The organism is Rossellomorea vietnamensis, assembly GCF_008180415.1.
Classification (GTDB): Bacteria; Bacillota; Bacilli; order Bacillales; family Bacillaceae_B; genus Rossellomorea; species Rossellomorea vietnamensis_C.
On record NZ_VTEI01000003.1, the window covers coordinates 195048 to 215872 of the forward strand.

Sequence of the window (20825 nt, forward strand, 5' to 3'; positions counted from 1 at the left end):
TCTTTCCCTCCACCTATCTGCTTCATTTACTTTGTATTGCTTTCGGCAGAAAGGACTTTGTTTTGTGTTGCAAACTCGTCCAACAATACTAGCCTCTTATGAAGTTCGTGTTCCTCAGACCGGAGGTTTGCCGCTCGCTTCCTTCAGATTCCACGTCACCATGGACACCCTTGCGTTAAGCTAACTGCTACTTCTGCCTTCACAGTTCGGGACTTACACCCTATAGATTGCACCCATGCCAGGCGCACAACAAAAAGAAACTGCCTGCAAAAGCAGGCAGTTTCCAAAGTTACTAGTTATTACTCAGTAACTTTCTTTTGTAGTGCATCACGAACATCTTGACCAACAGCTGCTTTACCGCCAAGAACGGTTACAGAGTTGATGTCGTTTTGGTATGCAAACTTAGTTAAGAATGCATCTACTTCTTTAGGCATAGCATCTTGATCAACTAATACTAGTAATCCATCATTGTCGACTACTAAAGGAGAAGCTGATAAAGCATCTGGGAAGTTTTTGCCGTTAGCTACATAAAGCTTGCTAGTTCCAGTAGCGAATTCACCAAGGAGTGCCGCTAATGTACCGTAACGGTTAACACCAGAAAGACGTTTCACAGAAAGGGCTTTGCTCTTAGCCTGAGCTACAACTTCATTAGATACAGCTGCAGTTCCACCAACTACGTATACTTCCTCATCTTCAAGAACAGCTTTCGCTTCGTCAGATAGAGGTTGGTTTTGTCCTTCCGTTAATACGATCGGCATATCATTTGCACCAGCGATTGAAGCAGCGCTCAACGCATCAGCAAAGTTAGTACCAGTCGCTAGGAATACTCCGTTGCCAGAGAATCCATGATTTTTTTGAAGCTCAGCAACGATGGCAAGATTCGTATCATAACGAGTGGCACCAGATAAGCGTTTAATGTCAGAAGGGTTGACTTTAGCAGTACCAAGCTGATTTACAACCGCTTTAGATACAGCAGACTCCCCACCAACAATGTAAACATTTTCTGCACCAAGACGTTTGATTTCATCAAGAACTTCGTCAGTAAGCTTTCCGTCAGAACCTACTGCCAAGATCGGAGCATTTAGAGCAGTTGCTAAAGGACCTGCTGCCAGTGCATCCGGGAAGTTGTATCCAGTTGCTAACACAACAGCTTTGTTTTTATGATCTGCTGCATAACCATCAGGATGCAAGTTTTGAGAAATGGCAATACTTGTTCCTACGCGGTCAGCACCTGAAACTTCTGTTACCACATCGCCATTAGTGGAGATTGGTACCATAGATAACGTTTCACCTGTTTTCGCATCAAGCATGTAAACAGCCGCATATGCATTTACTGCTTCTTCAGGAGTAGTAATCTCAACTGGAACTGTTACAGACTCACCAACACCCAGCTTAGCTGTTTTTACGTCTGCTTTCACAGAACCAATGGCCCCTTCTTCACCAGGAGAAAGAACTTTTTCTTCTGCGATTTCTAGAGTGAAGTCATTTGTTTCACCAGCCTCACCAAAGTTATCAACAGCGATCACATACTCACCATCTGGTAAGCTTGAGACTGCAAATGATTCATTATCATTTGGAGTGGCACCTTGTGCTATAGGGTTTCTCATATCATTCTTGTTAAACAAGAATAGATCAAGATCAGCACCGCTGTCTGGAGTTGTAACAGAAGCACTTAAGGCTACATTGTTCTTAATGCTGATTTCAACAAGCTCACCATCAAGAAGATTATCGTCATCATCTTCTGTAACTGTGCCACTTACTGTATCTTTAATCGGGCCGCTGAATCCAACAGTAGCAAATTCAACATTTGCTGTGTCTTTAAGGTAATTAGTGAACGTGATATCTTCATTAAATTCTTCAGCGCCATTTACTTTTCCTAGATCAATCTTACCAGGAGAGCTTACGATATCTTGGGAAACAGCTTCGAATGTGTACTCAGCCATCTCTTTACCAGCTTCTGGAGAAGTAATACCATATACATGGACTTCCCATACACCTTCTTTTGGAGACTGCTGAACAAAATCTTCCACATTAAGTTCTCTTCCTGCATATCCAATATATTCATTCACCTGGAATCCGTCTGGATCGAAAATAAGCATCCGGACTACACCTTGATAATCATCATTTTCCTTAACAGCATTCAATGAGAAACGCAGTTCTTCAACTCCTGATTTCACATCAAAAGTATAAGCATTCGTTTGAGAAGAGATAACTTCGTTAGTATCTCTGAAACGGTTATTATTTTCAACAGTGAACTCATGCCCTGTCATGATGGTCTGAGTTGATCTAGCTTCTACATATGGAGTAGAAGAATCATCAATCAATAACATACCAGAGTTAGTTCCTTCTGCAAGCTTAGCCTCATCATATGAAACTGTAATGTATTCATGCTCACCAGCATCTAAGGAAAGGCTGGAAACAGATGGAGTGAACCAATCTTCGGAAGCTTCGATTGTCAGGTTTTTATCCTCATCCGTATTGTTCTCAATCAATACCTCAACTGTTTCAGGAATATCCTTGTTACGGACAAATAATCCAGGACCACCAGAAACTTTTTCACCATGATAAACTGTCACGTCAACATCTTTCACCTTTTGAACCATATGCTCACGCATCCACTCGTATGCAGCAGGAACATCAATCAAACCTGAGCCAACTTCAGCGTAGTTATACCCTTCAAGTGGCTTTGCGGTAACTTTCAATGCTTCTTTGGCAATTTCATAGTCAAATGGAAGGCGGTCTTTCAATGCAGCTGATTTAAGTAATGCTACTGCACCCGTTACATATGGTGCTGACATACTTGTACCTTGAAGTACATCGTATCCAGTTTGCCCGGCTGCTTGAGATTGGTGAACCGGCTGAGCCGCATAAGCAGAACCAGGAGCAACGATATCAGGCTTCATATCCGCTTTTTGGTTAGGACCGACAGAAGAAAAGTACCACATACCTTCACCTGGAAGCGGGTTTCCATCTTCGTCTTTACCATATGGATATGCATTGTATTCAGTAGCCCACATTTCAGAATCGATGTATGCGCCAACAGAAATCGCACTGCCTACGTCACCAGGGGATCCTACTGAGTCTCCTCCAGGACCGTTATTTCCAGCGGAGTTAACGAATACGATGTCATATTGCTCACTCAACACATCCATTAATACTCCATATGCACCGGAACCATCATTCATATCAGGTAAAGAACCTAAGCTAAGATTCGCTACGTCTGTATCGAAACCGCCAAGATCTTCAGGCAAAGCAGCATCGATCATTGCTTTCATGATACTGAATGTTGCAGCTCCTCCCTCTTCCTGGAATACGCGCAGCCCTACAACTTCAGCTTCAGGTGCCACACCTTCGCCAGCTACAGCGCCATATGCGTTTCCTCTTAACGGTCCATTAGCAGCCGTAATACCCGCTACGTGAGAACCATGGCCATTTAAATCGGTGAACAAGTTGATTTCATGGACGCCATATCTCTCATTAAAGCCCATGTCGTTAACACGGAAGTTAACACCAACAAGGTCATCTGTCACATCGTGGTCAAATGTACCAGTTTCATTGTTTCCGTAAGCCGTTTCATCGGTAAAATCCCCATCTTGGTCAGTATCGATATAAACTTTATCGTCTGCCATTAGAACCGGGAAATTATTATTGTACTTACCATCGGCATTAAAGTCAGCTGCAGCGTTGAAAAACTGTGTTGAACCAAAATAGAAAGTGTCGTTTTCCGCATCAATTCCTTCAGTGTTAAAAGCCCCATCAAGAATTGAGTCACCTTCAGGCAGTTCATCAAAGAAGAGGACATCCCCTTCAGCAATTCTATCATTTGCATACACAGCAGAGAAATCTGCAGGCAAATACTCAGCGTAGCGCTCCTCTAAAATATCAGAAGCATACCCAGTAACTGTATAGTCACGAACTGCTACGATTTTTGAACTTCCATATTTACGTGTAGTATCAAAATTAGCCGGTTTGTTTGTGAAGGATTCATGTCCGGGATCAGGGCCGGAATCAATGATACCTACACGAGTGCCTTCGCCAGAGAACTTATCATGGAAATCATCTACACCTGTAGATGGATGTGTTTCCAATTGATCAGGCGTGACAACCGCATCCTCATCAAGCTCTCCCTGCGGAGTGGCACCAATTTCATCAAGGTTTACTTTACCCAATTTCTCTTCATTATTTTTACCAATAGTCCTTACATTATCAAGACCGATGATGTCATAAATGTTTTCAGTTGGGACATCAGCTAAATAGGCAAAGTTTTTGTAGTTAACATGAACTTCTACACCAAGCTTCTTTAAAGCTTTAGTTGCGTCAGTACCAGTACCCACAATGATAAGCTGCTGAACTGAATCCTCGCTGTTCGCAAGTGTTTGTACTTCTTTAAAGTTTAATAGGCGTGACTCAATTGTTTTTTGAGCCGTCGTACCTACTTCAGCGCTTGCACTGGATGTAGTATATGTAGCTGCGCCAGCGAAGGATGATGCGACAATAGTAGCACTTGCAAGAACTTTAAGTGCTTTTTTAGCTATCTTCTGTCTGTTCAATTTGGTTCCTCCCCTTAAAAAATTACGAAAAGTTATAAAAAGTAGAAATATAGTAAATTACTACCTTTTATATTTTCACAATCTTTATTTTAATAGATAATTCGGACGACGTCAAATTATTTTTTGAATATTCTAGTTTGTCAAACAGTTAAATTTTTTGTAAATAATTTATTAAGTAGATATTAATCCCTACTTCCTTACGCTTTAGCGAACTAAAGGAAAATTCAGTTAGCGTAAAACTATTTCAGAATAATAAATAAGTCCAGCAGAAGTTTTCTTCTGCTGGACTTAATCTCAATTATTTTAGTTAAAATACCTATCCAATTCCCATCCGGTTTCCACATCAATTGCCTGCCTGCCGCCAATAATATGATATTGGTTTCTCATAGGAAATAATAAGATACTTTCCTTTGTTTTCTCTACTAAAGCAGGCGGAGTGAGAATAACAGGGCTCTTTGTTTGCGCAGCCAATGGCGCTACCGTCAAAGAGTCAGGAAAATTTACCCCAGTGGCAAAAAATAGGGAAGAGGCATCATCTTCGCCAAAAATATCATGAACAGCAAAATTGGTTTCATAACGGTCCTTGCCAGCAATTCTAAATGGTGCTGGAAGCATTTTTTCCACCTCACTGGAAATAGGCGCCTCTCCTCCTATAATATAGGATTTTGTAATTCCCGCTTCTCTAATATAATCCAAAACAGCTGGGTCGATGGTGTTTTGTTTGACGAATAAAATAGGGTATTGTTTGATTCCGCTGTATGGAGCAATTGATAACGCATCTGGATGCACTTCACCTGATACAATAAAGGCTTTGTTTGTTGTATAGCCTGCCGCCTTATTTACTGCAATGGAAGTCTCGTATCGTGTTTCCCCGGATATGCGGGCAATTTTATAACCTAATCCTTTCAACTCTGATTCTAGTTCAGAGGATACTGCCTGTTTTCCTCCTATGATTGCCACATGGGTTGCTCCGAGCCTTTCCAATTCTGCTTTCACTTCTGCCGTCAGAGTAGAATTCTTGACTAGAAGAATGGGAGAATTCAAATAGGTGCCCAAGGGGGAAGCTGCTAAACTGTCAGCAAAGGTATCGCCGGTTGCTAGGACAGCGATCTTGCCCTTGATTTCCTTTTTATCCACCGTTATACTTTTCTGCTCCAATTGACTCCAGCCAAATTTAGATACTTCAACAGCCGTTTCTACAGAGGTCGGGCCATAAAGACGATTATTACTATAAATTTTATCCAAAGAATTGCTGGCATTGATTATACCAGTACCTAATGAATAGGAACTTGATAATTCAGAGGTTGAACTCTGAATTATTTCTTTCACTTGGTGGTTTGTGAGATAAGGGCTTTGCTGTAAAATCATCGAAGCTAATGAACTGACAATCCCCGCCGACATACTCGTTCCGCCCATCGGCTTGTAATCTCCATCCATCCATGTACTTACTACATTGGTACCTGGGGTCACAACATCGATATAAGTTCCGTGATTTGAAAAATCAGCTTTCTCATGTGTGGCAGTATCAATACTTCCAACCGAGATCACTTCCGGGTATTTGGCAGGGTACATAGCATCATTTCTATTATGATTCCCTGCAGCAGCCACTATAACAATCCCTTGTTCTGCCGCTTCCCGTACAGTGTCCCGTAGAGCTAAAGAATTTATATAGCTTCCCAGACTAACATTAATAACATCTACATCCTGCTGCATTGCATATTCAATTCCAGAAATGACAGACGATATCAACCCTTCGTTCTGCTCAAGCACCTTTATCGGCATGATCTTAACTCCACGGGACACTGACGAGACTCCTATGTCATTGTCTGTAGCGGCACCAACTAACCCCGCGATATGTGTGCCATGCCCGTTATGATCGATAGGCTGCTCGGCTGGCTTTAGGATATTTGTTCCTTCTACGATTAAGGGGGAAAGGTCCGGATGATCCAAATCGATTCCTGAATCTATGACAGCCACGGTCACTTCCTGCTTGGGTTCATACTTACCCCAAGCTTCTGCCACTTTCATCACATCGAAGGAGGAATGCTGGTCAATGTACTTAGGGTCATTAGGTGTGTCAAAGGCTTGCGTATATACCGGGGCATCAATTTCAGCATATTCTATATACTCTTCTTCTCTTAATTCCCCAAGTGTCGCTTCCACTTCGCTTTGCGGTACTCTAATCGTCTTAATAGAGGAGTCATCTGTGTCTGCAGCCGATAACGACTGCACAGTGTCCTCATTATACTTTATGAATAGTTGAACCTCTTTCTCCGCAAAAACAGGCTGAACCAAAAAAATCCCGATGAACATCACTACAAAAATGGTAGACAAGTATAATCTAGAAGTATTCAAATCTGCACCTCTTCCACTAACTTTACTTAATATGTAAAAGTATATCTAAACAAAAGATAAGTGTCCAAGCAATTCATAAATTTCCAAAAATTGATACTATTACTTTCTGTTATTATATATGCAGTTGAAATTCAGGTTTCACTTTATACATATCCCGCCTCCTTTTCGAGTACTCCCGACCGATGTTGCGGCTGCTTCATACACATCCCGCCTCCTTTTCGGGTACTCCCGACCGATGTTGCGGCCGCTTCATACACATCCCGCCTCCTTTTCGGGTACTCCCGACCGACGTTGTGGCTGCTTCATACACATCCCGACTCCTTTTCGCCCACTCCCGACCGATGTTGCCGCCGCTTCATACACATCCCGACTCCTTTTCGCCCACTCCCAACCGATGTTGCGGCCGCCTCATACACATCCCGACTCCTTTTCGCCCACTCCCGACCGATGTTGCCGCCGCTTCATACACATCCCGACTCCTTTTCGCCCACTCCCGACCGACGTTGCGGCCTCCTCATACACATCCCGACTGCACATATCCGTCCTTCCTATCAAAATCCTCTTGAAACTAGCTTAACTTCAACACATTCACAGACTTTAAATCTTCCTATACCAAACTCTTTTGATAAATGAGTCAAAAGTAATTAAAATTTTCTGAAATATATGATAAAATGGTAACAGATAACTATACTGCACAGAAAGGAACTATACATATGAAAACTTTAAATTTTAGAGTAGGATTGATTTTCCAAAGCTTGACATCAACAATAAATAAAGAAGATATCCGAAATGAAGCAGAGACCATCTTATCGGAGAAGCTTAAAAAATGTAAAAACCAAAGAGAATATGTCGAACTACTTGTTTCCAACATAGCATTCAATGCAGAATCAACAAAAGTAGTCTATGCCCTTTTACGTTCATTAATCGAGAAAAAACAATATCCTTATATGCCAGGTATTTTTAAAGCAGCGAATGAAGCACAAGATCGTATTGAAGAAGCCATGCCTCAGCTCCATCCCTTATATTCTAATAAATTAGCCGACTTAGATAATTTAGATGATGCAGCGGTTAAAAAAGTGGAAACGGTTTTTGCCACTAGCAAAATTGAACAGGACCTTACTATTATTTTCATGGAAGCTTTTGCAGAAGAAAAAAACAGAGAAACCTTTGCCCCTCTCTTTACTCACTCTCCAGAAGAGGTTGACCGAAGCGTAAAGAAATACAGCAGTGTGTATGCAATGATGCTGTTAGATCGAGTAAAATTTAAAGAAGAGTCTGAGCCGGTCAAGCAGTAGAGGAAGATATCCATTGAAAAAAGAGACAGCCTCAGCTGTCTCTTTTTCTATGTTCTATGAAACTCCTCCCCTGTTTATCCTATAATTTGACTATCGGTCCGGTTCCCTTCCATCATGCTAATCAATTCAGAAACTCTGTTATTGAAAGGATCTTTCATATGGACCTATAGATTTGTTTCAAAAATAATTGAATAGATAAGTTTAAGAAGCATACAGAGGGGTAATAGAGTACTGAATGATTTCAAAATAACAAAAGAAAAAGCAGACATTTGTATGCCTGCTCCAATCCTCTATTCCAAGAAACTGACTGCTCCCATATATCTCGGGTTCCAATAAACATTATCCATACTCGTAATTTCGACACCTCTGTCACCTGAATGGATAAATTTATTATCACCCATATAGATGCCAACATGAGACGGGCCAGGCTTATAGGTAGTAAATACCACAAGGTCTCCTACCGAAGGCTTGCTTACTCTCTTTCCTTTATTCCAAATATCAGTTGTCGTACGAGGCACACTAATATCGTGCTGTCCAAATACATACATCACAAAGCCGCTGCAATCAAACCCGGCCGGTGTTGTACCTGCCCACTTATACGGTGTTCCTAAGTGTTTCTTTGCTGAATTAATTAACACTTCGGGATTAAATGTAAGCATTTTCTCAGCTTGCTCTGAGATCACAGACTTACCGCCAATAATAGTAAAAGAGTTCATCTGGTAATCATTAATGGTTTCCCTTACAACAGCAGGTACGCTGTCGGATTCTACTAACACAATAGGCTGATCATTTTTAGCGGCAATAACAGAACCAGTTAATGCATCTGCAAAACTTTCCCCTGTAGCAATCGTGCTCTCTTTAGTTGATGAGGTCGAATACAGAGAATTTACGACTTTCGTTGCTGTCTCGTAACGATTAGAACCAGTTATTCTTCTAGGGCTGGGAAGTTCATTGTATACTTTCTTGCTTACCGCCCTCTCCCCGCCTACCACGATTGTAGAACGGTATTTTTTTAATGCGTTTTTAGTCGCAGAAGGCAAGGCTTTATCATCTGTCAGCAAGATCGGCATAGAGTTGCTCGCTGCATATGAGGCAATAGATAAGCTGTCTGGGAAATTGTCTCCATAAGTAACGACTGCTTTCGTTCCGCCTATGTAATCAGCAATTTTAGAAGCTGTCTCGTATCTGTTCTTACCTGCAATTCTATCAATCTCCAGACCCATCCTCTTTAATTGGGACTCTACAGAGGATTCTACTACCGACGTCCCTCCAAGAATAAAAGCTTTCTTTGCTCCTAATCTCTTAATTTCATGATAAACATTTCCGGATAATTTATTCTTTGGTACAAGCAGGATCGGGGCGTTATATTTATATGCCAAAGGAGCTCCCGCCAGCGCATCAGGAAAATTATCTCCTACAGCAATCACGACGCTGTCTGCTCCCTTCGGCCAGCCTTTCTGAGAAACTTTGACTGAAGTGTCATATCGATTCGTTCCGCTTAATCTATCAACAGAGACATCGTCTGCTAAAGCTGATTCTCCAAGTGATAAAAACAAACAAAAACATACAATGGCCATGGCAATTAACTTGTTTTTTCGTGTCAGTAAGTGCTGTTTGGTCATGTTTTTTTCTCCCCACGTAACTTTTTTCTACAAAATGATTCTATCATGCATAAGTCCTAAATTTGATTACAGTTGTGTGACATTTATTGTGAATTTTCAGTCTATTGTCCATTACAACGTTAATCCTTCTAATTTTTTTGTCATTACCTGTCGAAAAAATATGACGATTTCAGCGTAAAATTTAATAGTAAAAATAGACTTTCTATCTTATACTATTCTAGATATTTAATCTATTTTGTCAGGAGGAGTGTCAAGGGAAGTAAATCATAGACTACAAATTTCTGTTTCCCTTGTATTTATAAAAGGATTTAATGAATTTATATTTTGGAGGAATAACAATGAAAAAATGGATTACTAGTTTAACTGCTTCCCTCCTCTTGGCAAGCAGCTCTTTAATGATCACTCCCGCATCTGCTGAAACAAGCAATACAATAAATTCACTAAAAGAATTACGTTCAGAGGGCAAAATTTCTCTTCAGGGATATAATTCAGAAGGTGAATATATTGAAGAAGAGCCTAATAATACATTCGCACAAGGCAATTCTATTAATCTTGATGAGATTGTCGCCGGCCATTTCGGTAAGAACGACACAGATATTTTTAAAATTGATATAGAAAAAGATAGTTTCATTATGCTGGCGGGCGGCCGTTACGGCGAAGAGCCTTTATCCGGACAGTTCAGCATGAAACTCTACAGCAGTGATGAAACGTTTATTCCAGCAGAAGAAACAGATGTAGAGGGAGGCGATATTTACGCCTCCTACCAGCTTTCACCGGGCTCCTATTACATCGTTACTAAAGATGATAAAAACTTAGGTAAAAATGAGAAGTACGGCTTTGTCGCCCTGGATTTTTCATATGAACCATACGTTCACCGCATTGAAGGAACCAATCGTTATGAAACGGCTCTTAATATCGCCTATGAAGGCTGGTCTGAATCCGGTGCAAACGAAATCATCTTAACAACAGGCACTAATTTCCCTGATGCATTAGCTGGTGCTCCACTGGCATACTATAAAGATGCACCGATTCTTCTTACGGCTAAAGATAAGCTGCACACGACAGTGGAAGAAGCTATTATTGACCTTGAGGTTAGCAAGGTAACTATCCTCGGCGGCACAAATGCTGTTTCTGATACGGTAGTGAAACGCTTGAAAGCCCTGGGTGTTAAGAATATTGAAAGAATTGCTGGCACAGACCGCTACAGTACAGCATTGGCTATCGCTGGAAAACTTCCAGCGAGTGATACGGCTGTCATTGTCAACGGAAAGAATTATCCTGACGCACTCTCAATTGCCTCTTATGCAGCGCAATATGGTTATCCTATCCTGCTATCTGACAAAGATGCAATTGGAAGCTCGACACTGAACAAAGCAAAAACCTACGGATCGAACATCGTTATTGGCGGTGAGCAAGCCATTAGCGGCAAGGTTTATAAACAATTGAAAACCCCTAGCAGAATCAGTGGACAGAATCGCTATGAAACATCTGTTAATGTAGCAAAAGATTTGGAAATGTATGGCGGATTTGCGTTTGTCGCAACGGGCACTCATTTTGCCGATGCGTTGACTGGATCAGTTTTAGCTGCTTATTATGGAGAGCCTTTGGTGTTGACTACACCTGACAACCTTCATGTTAATACTAGAAGCCTTTTTGAAACATCCCCTATGGGCTTTACTATCTTAGGCGGCACAAGCGCAGTCAGCCCAAAAGTGGAAGACCAATTAGGAGCACTAGTATACGAATAAACAGATGTAAGAGGCTGGGACAAAACCCTCCTCTAAAATGAAAAAGCCGGAGAAATTTTACGACGAGTAAAATTTCTCCGGCTTTGATTATTTTTGAATTAAAATAAGGACCTCTTCTGATAAAATAAAGTTACCACACAAAATTCCATCTGAAAGAAGGGTCCTTATGTTTAAAAATTATATCATGAATCAAGTGGTTTTTCCCCTGGATTTAGAAATCAAACTTCAAAAAAATGATATTGCCTTCTCCGTGCACGACCTCGTTGAGCAAATACCACACGAAGCCTTCGATTCGTTCATACGAAGCACAGGCTGTCCTGCTTACCATCCACGTATGATGATGAAGATTATTTTATGTGCTTATACCCAATCCGTTTTCTCAGGAAGGAAAATTGAAGCTCTCCTCGGCGACAGTGTCCGAATGATGTGGCTTGCCCAAGGGCATGAACCGAGCTACCGCACGATTAACCGGTTTCGTGTCTGCCCAGAAGTAAAAGCGCTTCTTCGTGAGTGCTTTGTTCAATTTCGCTGCCATCTCGTTAAGGAAAAGCATATTGATGATGAAGCGATCTTCATTGACGGAACCAAACTTGAAGCTAATGCCAATAAGTTCACGTTCGTTTGGCGGAAAACGGTGGAGAACTACAGTGCCGGTCTCATTGAAAGATCGAATCAACTCTATGATGAACTAGTGGAAAAGGAAATCATACCCGAAATAGAACGAGAAAGTCCGGAGGTGCTTTCTACAAAAGAGTTGGCTAAAGTCGTGGGGAAACTCGAAGACACCGTTAATGAACTCACTACAACCATCGAATCCAGTAAGGACGTAAGCGAACGAAAACAGCTTCGCTCAGCACGTAAAATGCCCAAGCAACTCCTCAAACAGTTTAAGGATTTTGTCGCACGCAAACAAAAGTATGAACAGGCCATGGCCACTTTCGGTACGCGCAACAGTTATTCTAAGACAGATCGCGACGCCACCTTTATGTGGATGAAGGACGATTACATGAAGAATGGACAACTAAAAGCTGGCTACAATGTTCAAATTGCGAGCGAAGGGCAGTACGCTCTTGCCTATGATGTTTTCCCTAATCCCACCGATACACGGACGTTCATTCCATTTCTGAATACGATCGAAAATCACTTCTTTACACTCCCAAAATACATAGTGGCTGACGCTGGTTATGGGAGTGAAGAAAATTATGAGGATGTCTTTGAAAATCGAACCGCTACGCTACTGATTACCTACAACATGTACCGCAAAGAGAAAACGAAAAGGGCTCAAAAGAATGAATTCAATACAGCCAATTGGAAGTACGATGAAGAAACCGATTCATTTACTTGTCCGAATAATCAACAACTCACATTCCGCCACCTGTCAAACAAGACAGACCGAAACGGCTTTTTCTCGGGAGTTTAAGGTGTATGAGTGCGAAAGCTGTACGGGATGTCCTTTCCGTTCTGAGTGCACGAAAGCCAAGGAAGGAAATCATCGAAAACTATTATTAAATGAAAAATGGGAACAACAAAAAGAGAAGATAAGAACACTGCTTTCAGACGAGAAAACGGGTGAAATCTACGGCCGACGTAAAATCGACGTAGAACCAGTTTTTGGATTTCTGAAGGCTAATTTAGGTTTCACAAGATTATCGGTCAGAGGCCAGGAGCGCGTGCAAAATGAAATGGGCTTCGCGCTGATGGCGGTTAACTTGAGAAAGTTGACTGCCAGGAACGCAACCTAATCCACTAGAGTAATGAAAGAAAAGGGCTTCAATCATCCGAAATGATGATTGAAGCCATTTTTCATGATTTTTGGCTAGTTATGTCCCAGCCTCTTTTTACTTTTTATAATAGTTTTTTTCCCATTTAGCTGCCCTCTCTCTTTCCTCTTCTTCTACTAAATATTTGACGAATTTTCTCATATTGTGGAATTAGGGTCTTTTCTCATACTATAATGGTAAGAGTTTGACAGATACGTGTAAGGAGGAAACATGAAGAAATACATAGTGTTGGTGTGTCTATTGCTATCACTGCTGCTTATTTATAACCAGCGGTTCATTCAAAACCCGGCGATTGCAGACTCAGTCAGAATTCAACTCGACATGGAAGAGACCATAAATGTACCTAAAAGCAGATTAAATTCGCTGACCCAACTTCATGCAAGCTGGTGGAGCGAGGCTGAACTGGATGGAATTGAACAGGCCTCGAATCTGGAAGTTCTTTTTTTCGAGGGAAATGAAGTAGAGGATATCAGCTATCTAACCAAATTGCCTCACCTTAAGGAGATCTACTTAGCTGATAATGCCATCAGCGATATTTCCGCGTTAGCTGACCTTGAACTCTCGAAGCTGGACCTGAGTTATAACGACCTGTCTGACATCAGTTCGTTAGGAAGCGTGAAATTTAAAGGGGAGGATGGCGGACTTGACCTCTCTCATAACAATATCTCCACCCTGGAAAAGTTATCGTCAGCCGCTTTTGAAGACACCTTTGATTACTTCTATTTCTCGGCCAACAACAATGAACTTCAGGTTCTTGATGGAATAGAAGCCCTGTCCGGCATTACTGAACTGGAAGCAGTAAACAATCATTTAAGGGACATCTCCGTTGTCAGCCAACTGAATGACTTGGAATATATCAATATCTCGAATAACATGGTTGATTCTTTGGCTCCTCTAAAGGCAATCCATCCGGAAACCGTGATTGCCGCTAATAATAACCTTGAGAAACTGGATGGCCTGAACATCTTTCCTAACAAAGCCTATTACCTTGATTTTAAAGGCAATGCTTTGACAAACATCGGGGATCTTGAGGGGATAACGGAAGGATACATCAACTTGGACAACACGGGAATTACTGATTTAAGTCCTTTGATGAGCCTGCAACAAGGAGAAATTTCTTTCAAAGGGAATATTATTACAGACCATTTACACCAAACTATCAAAGACTTGACACAGCGCGGAATCATGATTGAACATGATTGGCTGCCAATAAGGGAATTGGAAATGAAGCCTTTATTAAATGCTGAATATAACTAAGAAAGGAAAAGCTATGAAAACGTTCTGTACATTATTGCTGATACTTACATGTTTCTTTACAGCACCATTGGTCTCAATTTATGCAGCACAGGATACTACAAGCAAGCCTGTTGCTATTTTTTATTCCCCCCACCAAGACGATGAATTGCTTTCTATGGGGAATGGAATTATCCGTTACATAGATGAAGGATATGAAGTTCACGTGGTCTTATTGACACGCGGAGGAGGATCAAACGCTATTCATAGTGTGAATGAAAAGCTGGAATCCGCTAAGCTCTCTTCTCTTTCCAAAGCTAATTTTACCAGAGCCAGGAACAGAGAATTCTCTCAATCCCTTATATCCATGGGAGTCCCAAGAGAAAACATTCATTTTTCCCGGCTGAGAGATGGGCAAACCACAACTACTGAAGTGAATGAGGTTGTTTTAAAATATAAAAGCCGTTTTCCAAATGCCGAGCATAAGGCTTTAAGCTACCATGATGACCATATTGATCACCGTAATTCTGGACTTGCTCTTCAGACCTTATATAACAGCGGCATGATTTCTTCCCCTAAATTCTATATTCAAAATGTAGAGCATCACCTTTGGGATGGTAAATACGAGTCCTTCGACCCCTCTTACCAGCAATTTATCGATGATGCCACGCTGGCTTATCACACATGGAGCCCCCGTCTCCGGTACTATTCTGTAGGAGGAATATCCGTCGTACCCGATTTTCAACAATTAAAAGCAGATCCTCGAAGCAAGTATCACTATATTGGAGAATAAGAACAAATGCGTAAGCGCCTTGATCAGCCCCGACAGGCAAATGTTCCTCAGAGAAAAAAGGCGCTCTTTCCTTTTATTCTCTGAGGAACATTTGACCCCGAGGGGCTAAGTCCGTTCCCGTGGGTACGAACCCTCAGGCGCTTAAGCTGGCAGTGGATAATAAGCTATAAGTTATCCACAGAAGGTGATTGTATCACTATTTAAATAAATGGCTGTTTTCGCCTACATTGTTGCTTTCGGAAAAATCCCAAGAGCCGGATTTTCCCCCTGATACTAAGGGTTTTCTCTCTAATCTGGGAGAGAAGCTCTTTTCTTTTCATGTTTATCAGGTTATTCCCCTGAACTATGGTTGTTTTTTCAGAATTGGCGTCAAATAGCAACAAAGTTTACGAAAAGAGCCCAATAAATAAAAGCAGCAGACCAAACTACGTCTGCTGCTTTTTGCATTTTCCTTTATTGCCGTGCTTTAATCATTTCTCCCAGTTCTTGATCGACATTCACTGCGTTATTTCCGCCAAACAAGATGAACTCATCATACTGGTTGGTGTTAATCAAACGTTTGATTGAACTTGGCAAGCTGTCTTTTTGGGTTAAAATCACTGGAGTATTTTCTTTTGCCGCTAGTACTGAACCCGCTAAAGCATCTGCAAATTCCAGGCCGGTGGCGATAAATACTTTGTCTGAAACAGGCAGTTTCTCTGCCATTTTCACAGATGTTTCGTAGCGGTCGGCACCTTTAATTCTTTCAGCACCAGCAATGCTGTTGAACACTTTATCAGAAATAGCTGCCTTTCCTCCTGCCACTATAGGATTCTTGACACCTTGAAGAATCTCTTTAGCCGACTCATTGAGCTTTTCAGGATGAGTCAGCAGAATAGGATATCCATTACGCGCAGCATATGGCGCTGCAGATAGGGCGTCAGGGAAATTCTTTCCTGAAGCTACGATCACTCTTTCTGGATTCGGGTTAACTTTGTCTGCGATTTTAGCTGCAGTAATATATCGGTCTGCACCTGAGATCCTCTCTATCGATACGCCCTTCAACCCATCTACTGCTTTCTCTACAGAACTGCTTATTGCCGCTTCCCCTCCCAGGATGAATACTTTCTTAGCACCAAGACGCTCAATTTCACGTTTGGTTGAAGCGGGCAGTGTATCACTCTCTGTCAATAGAAGCGGCGCATTATATTTATGAGCTAATGGAGCACCTGCAAGAGCATCCGGAAACTTCCTTCCGTTCGCGATGACTACGGTATCAGCTGTTTCCCACCCTTGTTTGGATATGGTTTCAGCCGTCCCAAAGCGTCCTGCCCCTGCCAGCCGTTTACCCATATACTCCAGTGCACCTGAAGCTGTATAAACAGGATCAGCACCTTGATTTTGCTGACGGTCTACATCATACCAGACGTACTGCTTCATAATTTCGGCATTCCAATTTTCTGCGTGTGCATCTTTATAAGTAATATCATAGACAAACGGATGTTGTACCTCAAGAACTTCTGACTCTCCTTCGTTAAGGGTGTCTAAGAGATACTTATCATCCTTTGTTGAAGGAGCGGAGTGAAAATTGGCCTTTTCTGGTGAAATGACCAAGTCTCCCTTTTCAAACTTATGTTTTGTCATATGGCCTTTGTCAGTCAAATTGTATTTCCACTTGTCGTAGTACAAATAATTATTTTCTTCCTTATAGATGAAATCATTAGCACCAAAAAGGATATTATCTACCTTATCCCCTTCAAACATATTATTGTTTGCCCTTGATAGTAAGTTATATACACCATCTTGGTAGGTACCGTAGTTTCTCTGTCCAATCTTTTCCTTATTATTTTTAAATACCGGACTGTTGACTTGATACTCACCATTGTAGGCTAACACAGCAAAATACCAGTTTTCTAATACATCTGGATCGCCATCTCCTACGGAAGGAATTTCAAGCTTCAACTTACTCTTCAAAATTTTAATTCCTGAATCGATGTTATACTTGATATCCGTCTTAAGACGATCGGTATCATAGTTACTATTATTTGTTATCTGCATAATGCCAATACCATTGTCTCCATCCAGATTCATAACAGGTGTTCCATCTTCTTTAAACTGTTTCCAGGCACTTTCTCGATACGCAATTGCCTTCACAATTTCAGGCGGGACATTATGTTCTAATGCCGCTTCTGTCAGTAATTTATTTATTTCATACGATGATGGATTTTCATAGGTAGATGAGGCTGAACTTTGACCAGGGGCAATCGAGATAGCCATAGACAAAGCCAGGACTCCTGCTAATTTTTTTGTATTGGATAGTTTCATAGAAATCCTCCCTTAGTAATCTCCCTCCATATTACCATAAATCTGCCAGTTTACTAGTAAAAGAGACATCAAAAAACACCCTCTCGTTTTAGAAAAGGTGAATGAAAGATAATTTAGCTATCTAAGGAAGATTATTCCATATAAATGTTTTGTCGAATAAAGAAGGAAGTGTCCTAGGAGAATGCGGAGGAGACGCATCTGGGAAAATCGTTTTCGGGACTTTAGTACATCTCATTTCCTCCGTCTCTTCATACATAACACTATAGGAGGAGTTTGAAATACATAGTTCTGCATTAACATCAACCCATTTAGCAATCCAAGCCCAAGCTGCATGGTGAGCAATCCATTCTTCTCTCCCGCTGTAAGTATCCTCCCAACGCTCATCATACGTACGCCCGTCTTCATGGCGTTTCTGCATAGCCAATACCATTTCTGCATGAAAAGGTTCCCAATAGCCGCCGTTTCTTTCGGCCATATCTCCATAATGAAAGACGTCAGCAAAGATATCCAAGACAGCAAACTGCATCCGCCTGCTCGTTCCCCAATCATTTCCTTCCGGATAATAAATGTCAGAGGATCCTTCCCTGTAAATCGTCCCACCTGGAGATTCATAAGGAGGACTTTCAAAACTCACTTGAGAAAGACTGCTGTAAACCAAGTCAGAATGGTGGAACGCTGCCTTGGGAATAGTCAGCCCAGCCAGCGCATAATGTAAACCGGAAGTATTATTAAATGCAATGAATTCCATGTAATCAGGATGAAGAAATCCATGATTAATTGCTGTTCCATCTTCATTTATATTACTGCCGCTGATCCAGTCCTTCACCTGTCTTCCATGAAGGAGTTCATCATTCTCCAGGTCGGAAGGAACAGCAGCAGACGAAATCATCAGTTCAATATTTTTGTTCATCCATTCCAGGTAGTTTTCATGATTCGGCATCATCGCTGTAGCCAGTTGGAGTAATTGGGCATTCCAAGCATTTTCCTCTGCCTTTGTATCTCCTTCAAAAATGATTCTTCCACTTTCATCCTTCCAATAAGTCACTTCATAATCCAAGAACCGGTCAGCTTCATATTCCACCATCTCTTTAATATATTCCTGGTCTTGAGAAGAAAGGTCTTCCCATAACAGCCAGCCAGCAAAACCTGCAAAATAAGCCCAGTGAGCGGATTGCCAGGCATCTCCCCACCCATCCGGAGAATTAGACTTATGGCGGTAAGCTAAAGATGAAATAAGCTTTTCTGCTTTCAGTTCAGCTCCAAACTCCGACACTCCTGTTTCAGAAGAATCATAAACATCGAACGCTAAAGAAGCGGCAATACCAAGAGACATGGCAGCAGGGCGGCGTATCGCATTTTCACCTGTCCCCCCCATATCGAGATACTGTCCTTTTTGGGAGACAAATTCCATTTCTTCATTCCACCAAGTGGTTAATCCATATTGAGTGCTATTGAGCAGAATCTTTTTAATCCTGACTGAATCATCATCCATTGGGTTAATAGAAGAAAAAGAATCCCATTCAATAGGCTTGATTGTATTGCTCTCAGCTTTAACGTGGTAAGCAGGAAGAATAAATGTGGTAATCAATAGTGAGAATAGCAGCTTCCTTCTTACATACTCTTTCATTAATATACATCCCCATAAAAAGATTTAGTTTTTTAAAAAGCTCTTTTCGTAATCTTTGGCCGCTTCCGCTTTGTTTCACCGTCTGCCTAGGCCTAGAGCAGAAATCCAATTCCTTTAGAGCAGCCACAAACTTTAAAAAGAAAGCCTTTCGAATTACTCATTTGCCATTAAATCAGGTTTTGAAATATCTTGATCCAACCAAAAAAAGATATCCAAAGCGGAATACTTAATAAAGTGCCCCAATACATCCCCGTCAAAATGTTCCCGTCGTTATGCTCCATTTCAATAGACACCCCTCTACTTTTGATAGTTCGGTGTAATAGATTTGTATGTTTCCGTTATTATAAAGGATTTCGAAGAGAATTATTGTCTAATTGTAAGCGCAAACAATGGCTATTAACGTTTTGTTTCGTCGAATAACGTCTTTTGGTATTCTTTCTTTTAGGCTCTTTGTATGAAAAAGGCAAAATTAAGCTTGGCAAAACTACTAGCTTATCCACTTTGAATCTTACTTATACTATGAGGATGGTTATAGTAGCCGTTTTATGATAAATGGTGGCGGTGGTGCCGTCATGGGAGTTTTTCGTAAACGTTGTTGCTATTTGATACTAATTCTGAAAAATTTCAATCTTAAGAAGGAAAAAATACGGTATATCGAAAAAGAAAAAAGCTACCCTCCCCAATTAAGAGATAAAACTCTTAGTACTCGGGGAAAAATCCGGCTCTTGGGGTCTTTCCGAAAGCAACAATATATGCGAAAACAGCCTTCTTTTAGAAATATTTCCCCCTCTCCTGGTACCCTAAACGTTGCCACCTGCTATCAGACAATTTTTGGTTGAGATATGAATGATGAGTGTGGTCTTCGGTGGGGAATAACGATTTTTCATGAAGATATGTATGATGAGGACGATGCTTCGGTCGGGAGAGACGAATTTCTGCGAACATATGTATGAGGTTGGCGATACTTCGGTCGGGAGAGCTGGATTTCTGCGGAGATATGTATGAGGCTGGTACCGCTTCGGTCGGGAGAGACGAATTTCCGCGGAGATATGTATGAGCCTGGTGCCGCTTCGGTCGGGAGAGACGAATTTCTGCGAACATATGTATGAGGCTGGTGCCGCTTCGGTCGGGAGAGACGAATTTCTGCGAACATATGTCTGAGGTTGGCGATACTTCGGTCGGGAGAGACGGATTTCCGCGGAGATATGTATGARGCTGGTGCCGCTTCGGTCGGGAGAGACGAATTTCTGCGAACATATGTATGAGGCTGGTGCCGCTTCGGTCGGGAGAGACGAATTTCTGCGAACATATGTATGAGGTTGGCGATGCTTCGGTCGGGAGAGACGGATTTCCGCCGACATATGTATGAARCTGGCGATGCTTCGGTCGGGAGTGACGGATTTCCGCCGACATATGTATGAGGCTGGCGATGCTTCGGTCGGGAGAGCTGGATTTCCGCGGAGATATGTATGAGGCTGGTGCCGCTTCGGTCGGGAGAGACGAATTTCTGCGAACAT

Annotated in this window: 9 protein-coding genes and 1 pseudogene; 5 read left to right on the plus strand and 5 right to left on the minus strand. The window is 41.6% G+C overall.

The features are described from left to right. Positions 1 to 299: 299 nt before the first annotated feature. Both FZC78_RS07315 and FZC78_RS07320 read right to left on the minus strand, forming a co-directional pair. Positions 300 to 4550 carry a cell wall-binding repeat-containing protein gene (locus FZC78_RS07315; protein WP_148938995.1) on the minus strand — a complete coding sequence of 1417 codons (4251 nt, stop codon included), beginning with the start codon at positions 4548 to 4550 and terminating at the stop codon, positions 300 to 302. Positions 4551 to 4853: 303 nt separating this feature from the next. Continuing rightward, on the minus strand, positions 4854 to 6905 hold the full coding sequence (locus tag FZC78_RS07320; RefSeq protein WP_148938996.1) for a cell wall-binding repeat-containing protein: 2052 nt from the start codon (positions 6903 to 6905) through the stop codon (positions 4854 to 4856). A gap of 713 nt (positions 6906 to 7618) precedes the next feature. Here FZC78_RS07320 and FZC78_RS07325 point away from each other — a divergent pair. Then, complete coding sequence (locus FZC78_RS07325) at positions 7619 to 8200, plus strand: hypothetical protein (RefSeq protein WP_148938997.1); 582 nt, start codon at positions 7619 to 7621, stop codon at positions 8198 to 8200. 290 nt (positions 8201 to 8490) lie between these two features. Here FZC78_RS07325 and FZC78_RS07330 read toward each other — a convergent pair whose 3' ends face one another. Continuing rightward, complete coding sequence (locus tag FZC78_RS07330) at positions 8491 to 9822, minus strand: cell wall-binding repeat-containing protein (protein WP_148938998.1); 1332 nt, start codon at positions 9820 to 9822, stop codon at positions 8491 to 8493. Positions 9823 to 10160: 338 nt separating this feature from the next. On the opposite strand from FZC78_RS07330, the gene FZC78_RS07335 reads away from it, so the two are divergent. The 4 genes and pseudogenes from FZC78_RS07335 (at position 10161) to FZC78_RS07350 (ending at position 15377) form a co-directional block, all read left to right on the plus strand. Then, complete coding sequence (locus FZC78_RS07335) at positions 10161 to 11570, plus strand: cell wall-binding repeat-containing protein (protein WP_187444839.1); 1410 nt, start codon at positions 10161 to 10163, stop codon at positions 11568 to 11570. 166 nt (positions 11571 to 11736) lie between these two features. After that, positions 11737 to 13440, plus strand: a pseudogene (locus tag FZC78_RS07340) (IS1182 family transposase). Between the two features lie 121 nt (positions 13441 to 13561). Next, on the plus strand, positions 13562 to 14608 hold the full coding sequence (locus FZC78_RS07345; RefSeq protein ID WP_148939000.1) for a leucine-rich repeat domain-containing protein: 1047 nt from the start codon (positions 13562 to 13564) through the stop codon (positions 14606 to 14608). Next, complete coding sequence (locus FZC78_RS07350; protein WP_148939001.1) at positions 14592 to 15377, plus strand: PIG-L family deacetylase; 786 nt, start codon at positions 14592 to 14594, stop codon at positions 15375 to 15377. The genes FZC78_RS07345 and FZC78_RS07350 overlap by 17 nt, the downstream gene beginning before the upstream one ends. A 453-nt stretch (positions 15378 to 15830) precedes the next feature. Here FZC78_RS07350 and FZC78_RS07355 read toward each other — a convergent pair whose 3' ends face one another. Beyond that, a complete protein-coding gene (locus tag FZC78_RS07355) occupies positions 15831 to 17681 on the minus strand; it encodes a cell wall-binding repeat-containing protein (RefSeq protein ID WP_148939002.1) in 1851 nt (616 codons plus the stop codon). A 121-nt stretch (positions 17682 to 17802) separates the two neighbouring features. Then, positions 17803 to 19308, minus strand: coding sequence for a hypothetical protein (locus FZC78_RS07360; protein WP_148939003.1), 1506 nt, complete (start codon positions 19306 to 19308; stop codon positions 17803 to 17805). Positions 19309 to 20825: the final 1517 nt, after the last annotated feature.

Bases quoted from the DNA above. Each gene is read 5' to 3' on its own strand.
- FZC78_RS07325 (WP_148938997.1), top strand. From the start codon at position 7,619: ATGAAAACTTTAAATTTTAGAGTAGGATTGATTTTCCAAAGCTTGACA.
- FZC78_RS07330 (WP_148938998.1), bottom strand. From the start codon at position 9,822: ATGACCAAACAGCACTTACTGACACGAAAAAACAAGTTAATTGCCATG.
- FZC78_RS07335 (WP_187444839.1), top strand. From the start codon at position 10,161: ATGAAAAAATGGATTACTAGTTTAACTGCTTCCCTCCTCTTGGCAAGC.
- FZC78_RS07345 (WP_148939000.1), top strand. From the start codon at position 13,562: ATGAAGAAATACATAGTGTTGGTGTGTCTATTGCTATCACTGCTGCTT.
- FZC78_RS07350 (WP_148939001.1), top strand. From the start codon at position 14,592: ATGCTGAATATAACTAAGAAAGGAAAAGCTATGAAAACGTTCTGTACA.
- FZC78_RS07355 (WP_148939002.1), bottom strand. From the start codon at position 17,681: ATGAAACTATCCAATACAAAAAAATTAGCAGGAGTCCTGGCTTTGTCT.
- FZC78_RS07360 (WP_148939003.1), bottom strand. From the start codon at position 19,308: ATGAAAGAGTATGTAAGAAGGAAGCTGCTATTCTCACTATTGATTACC.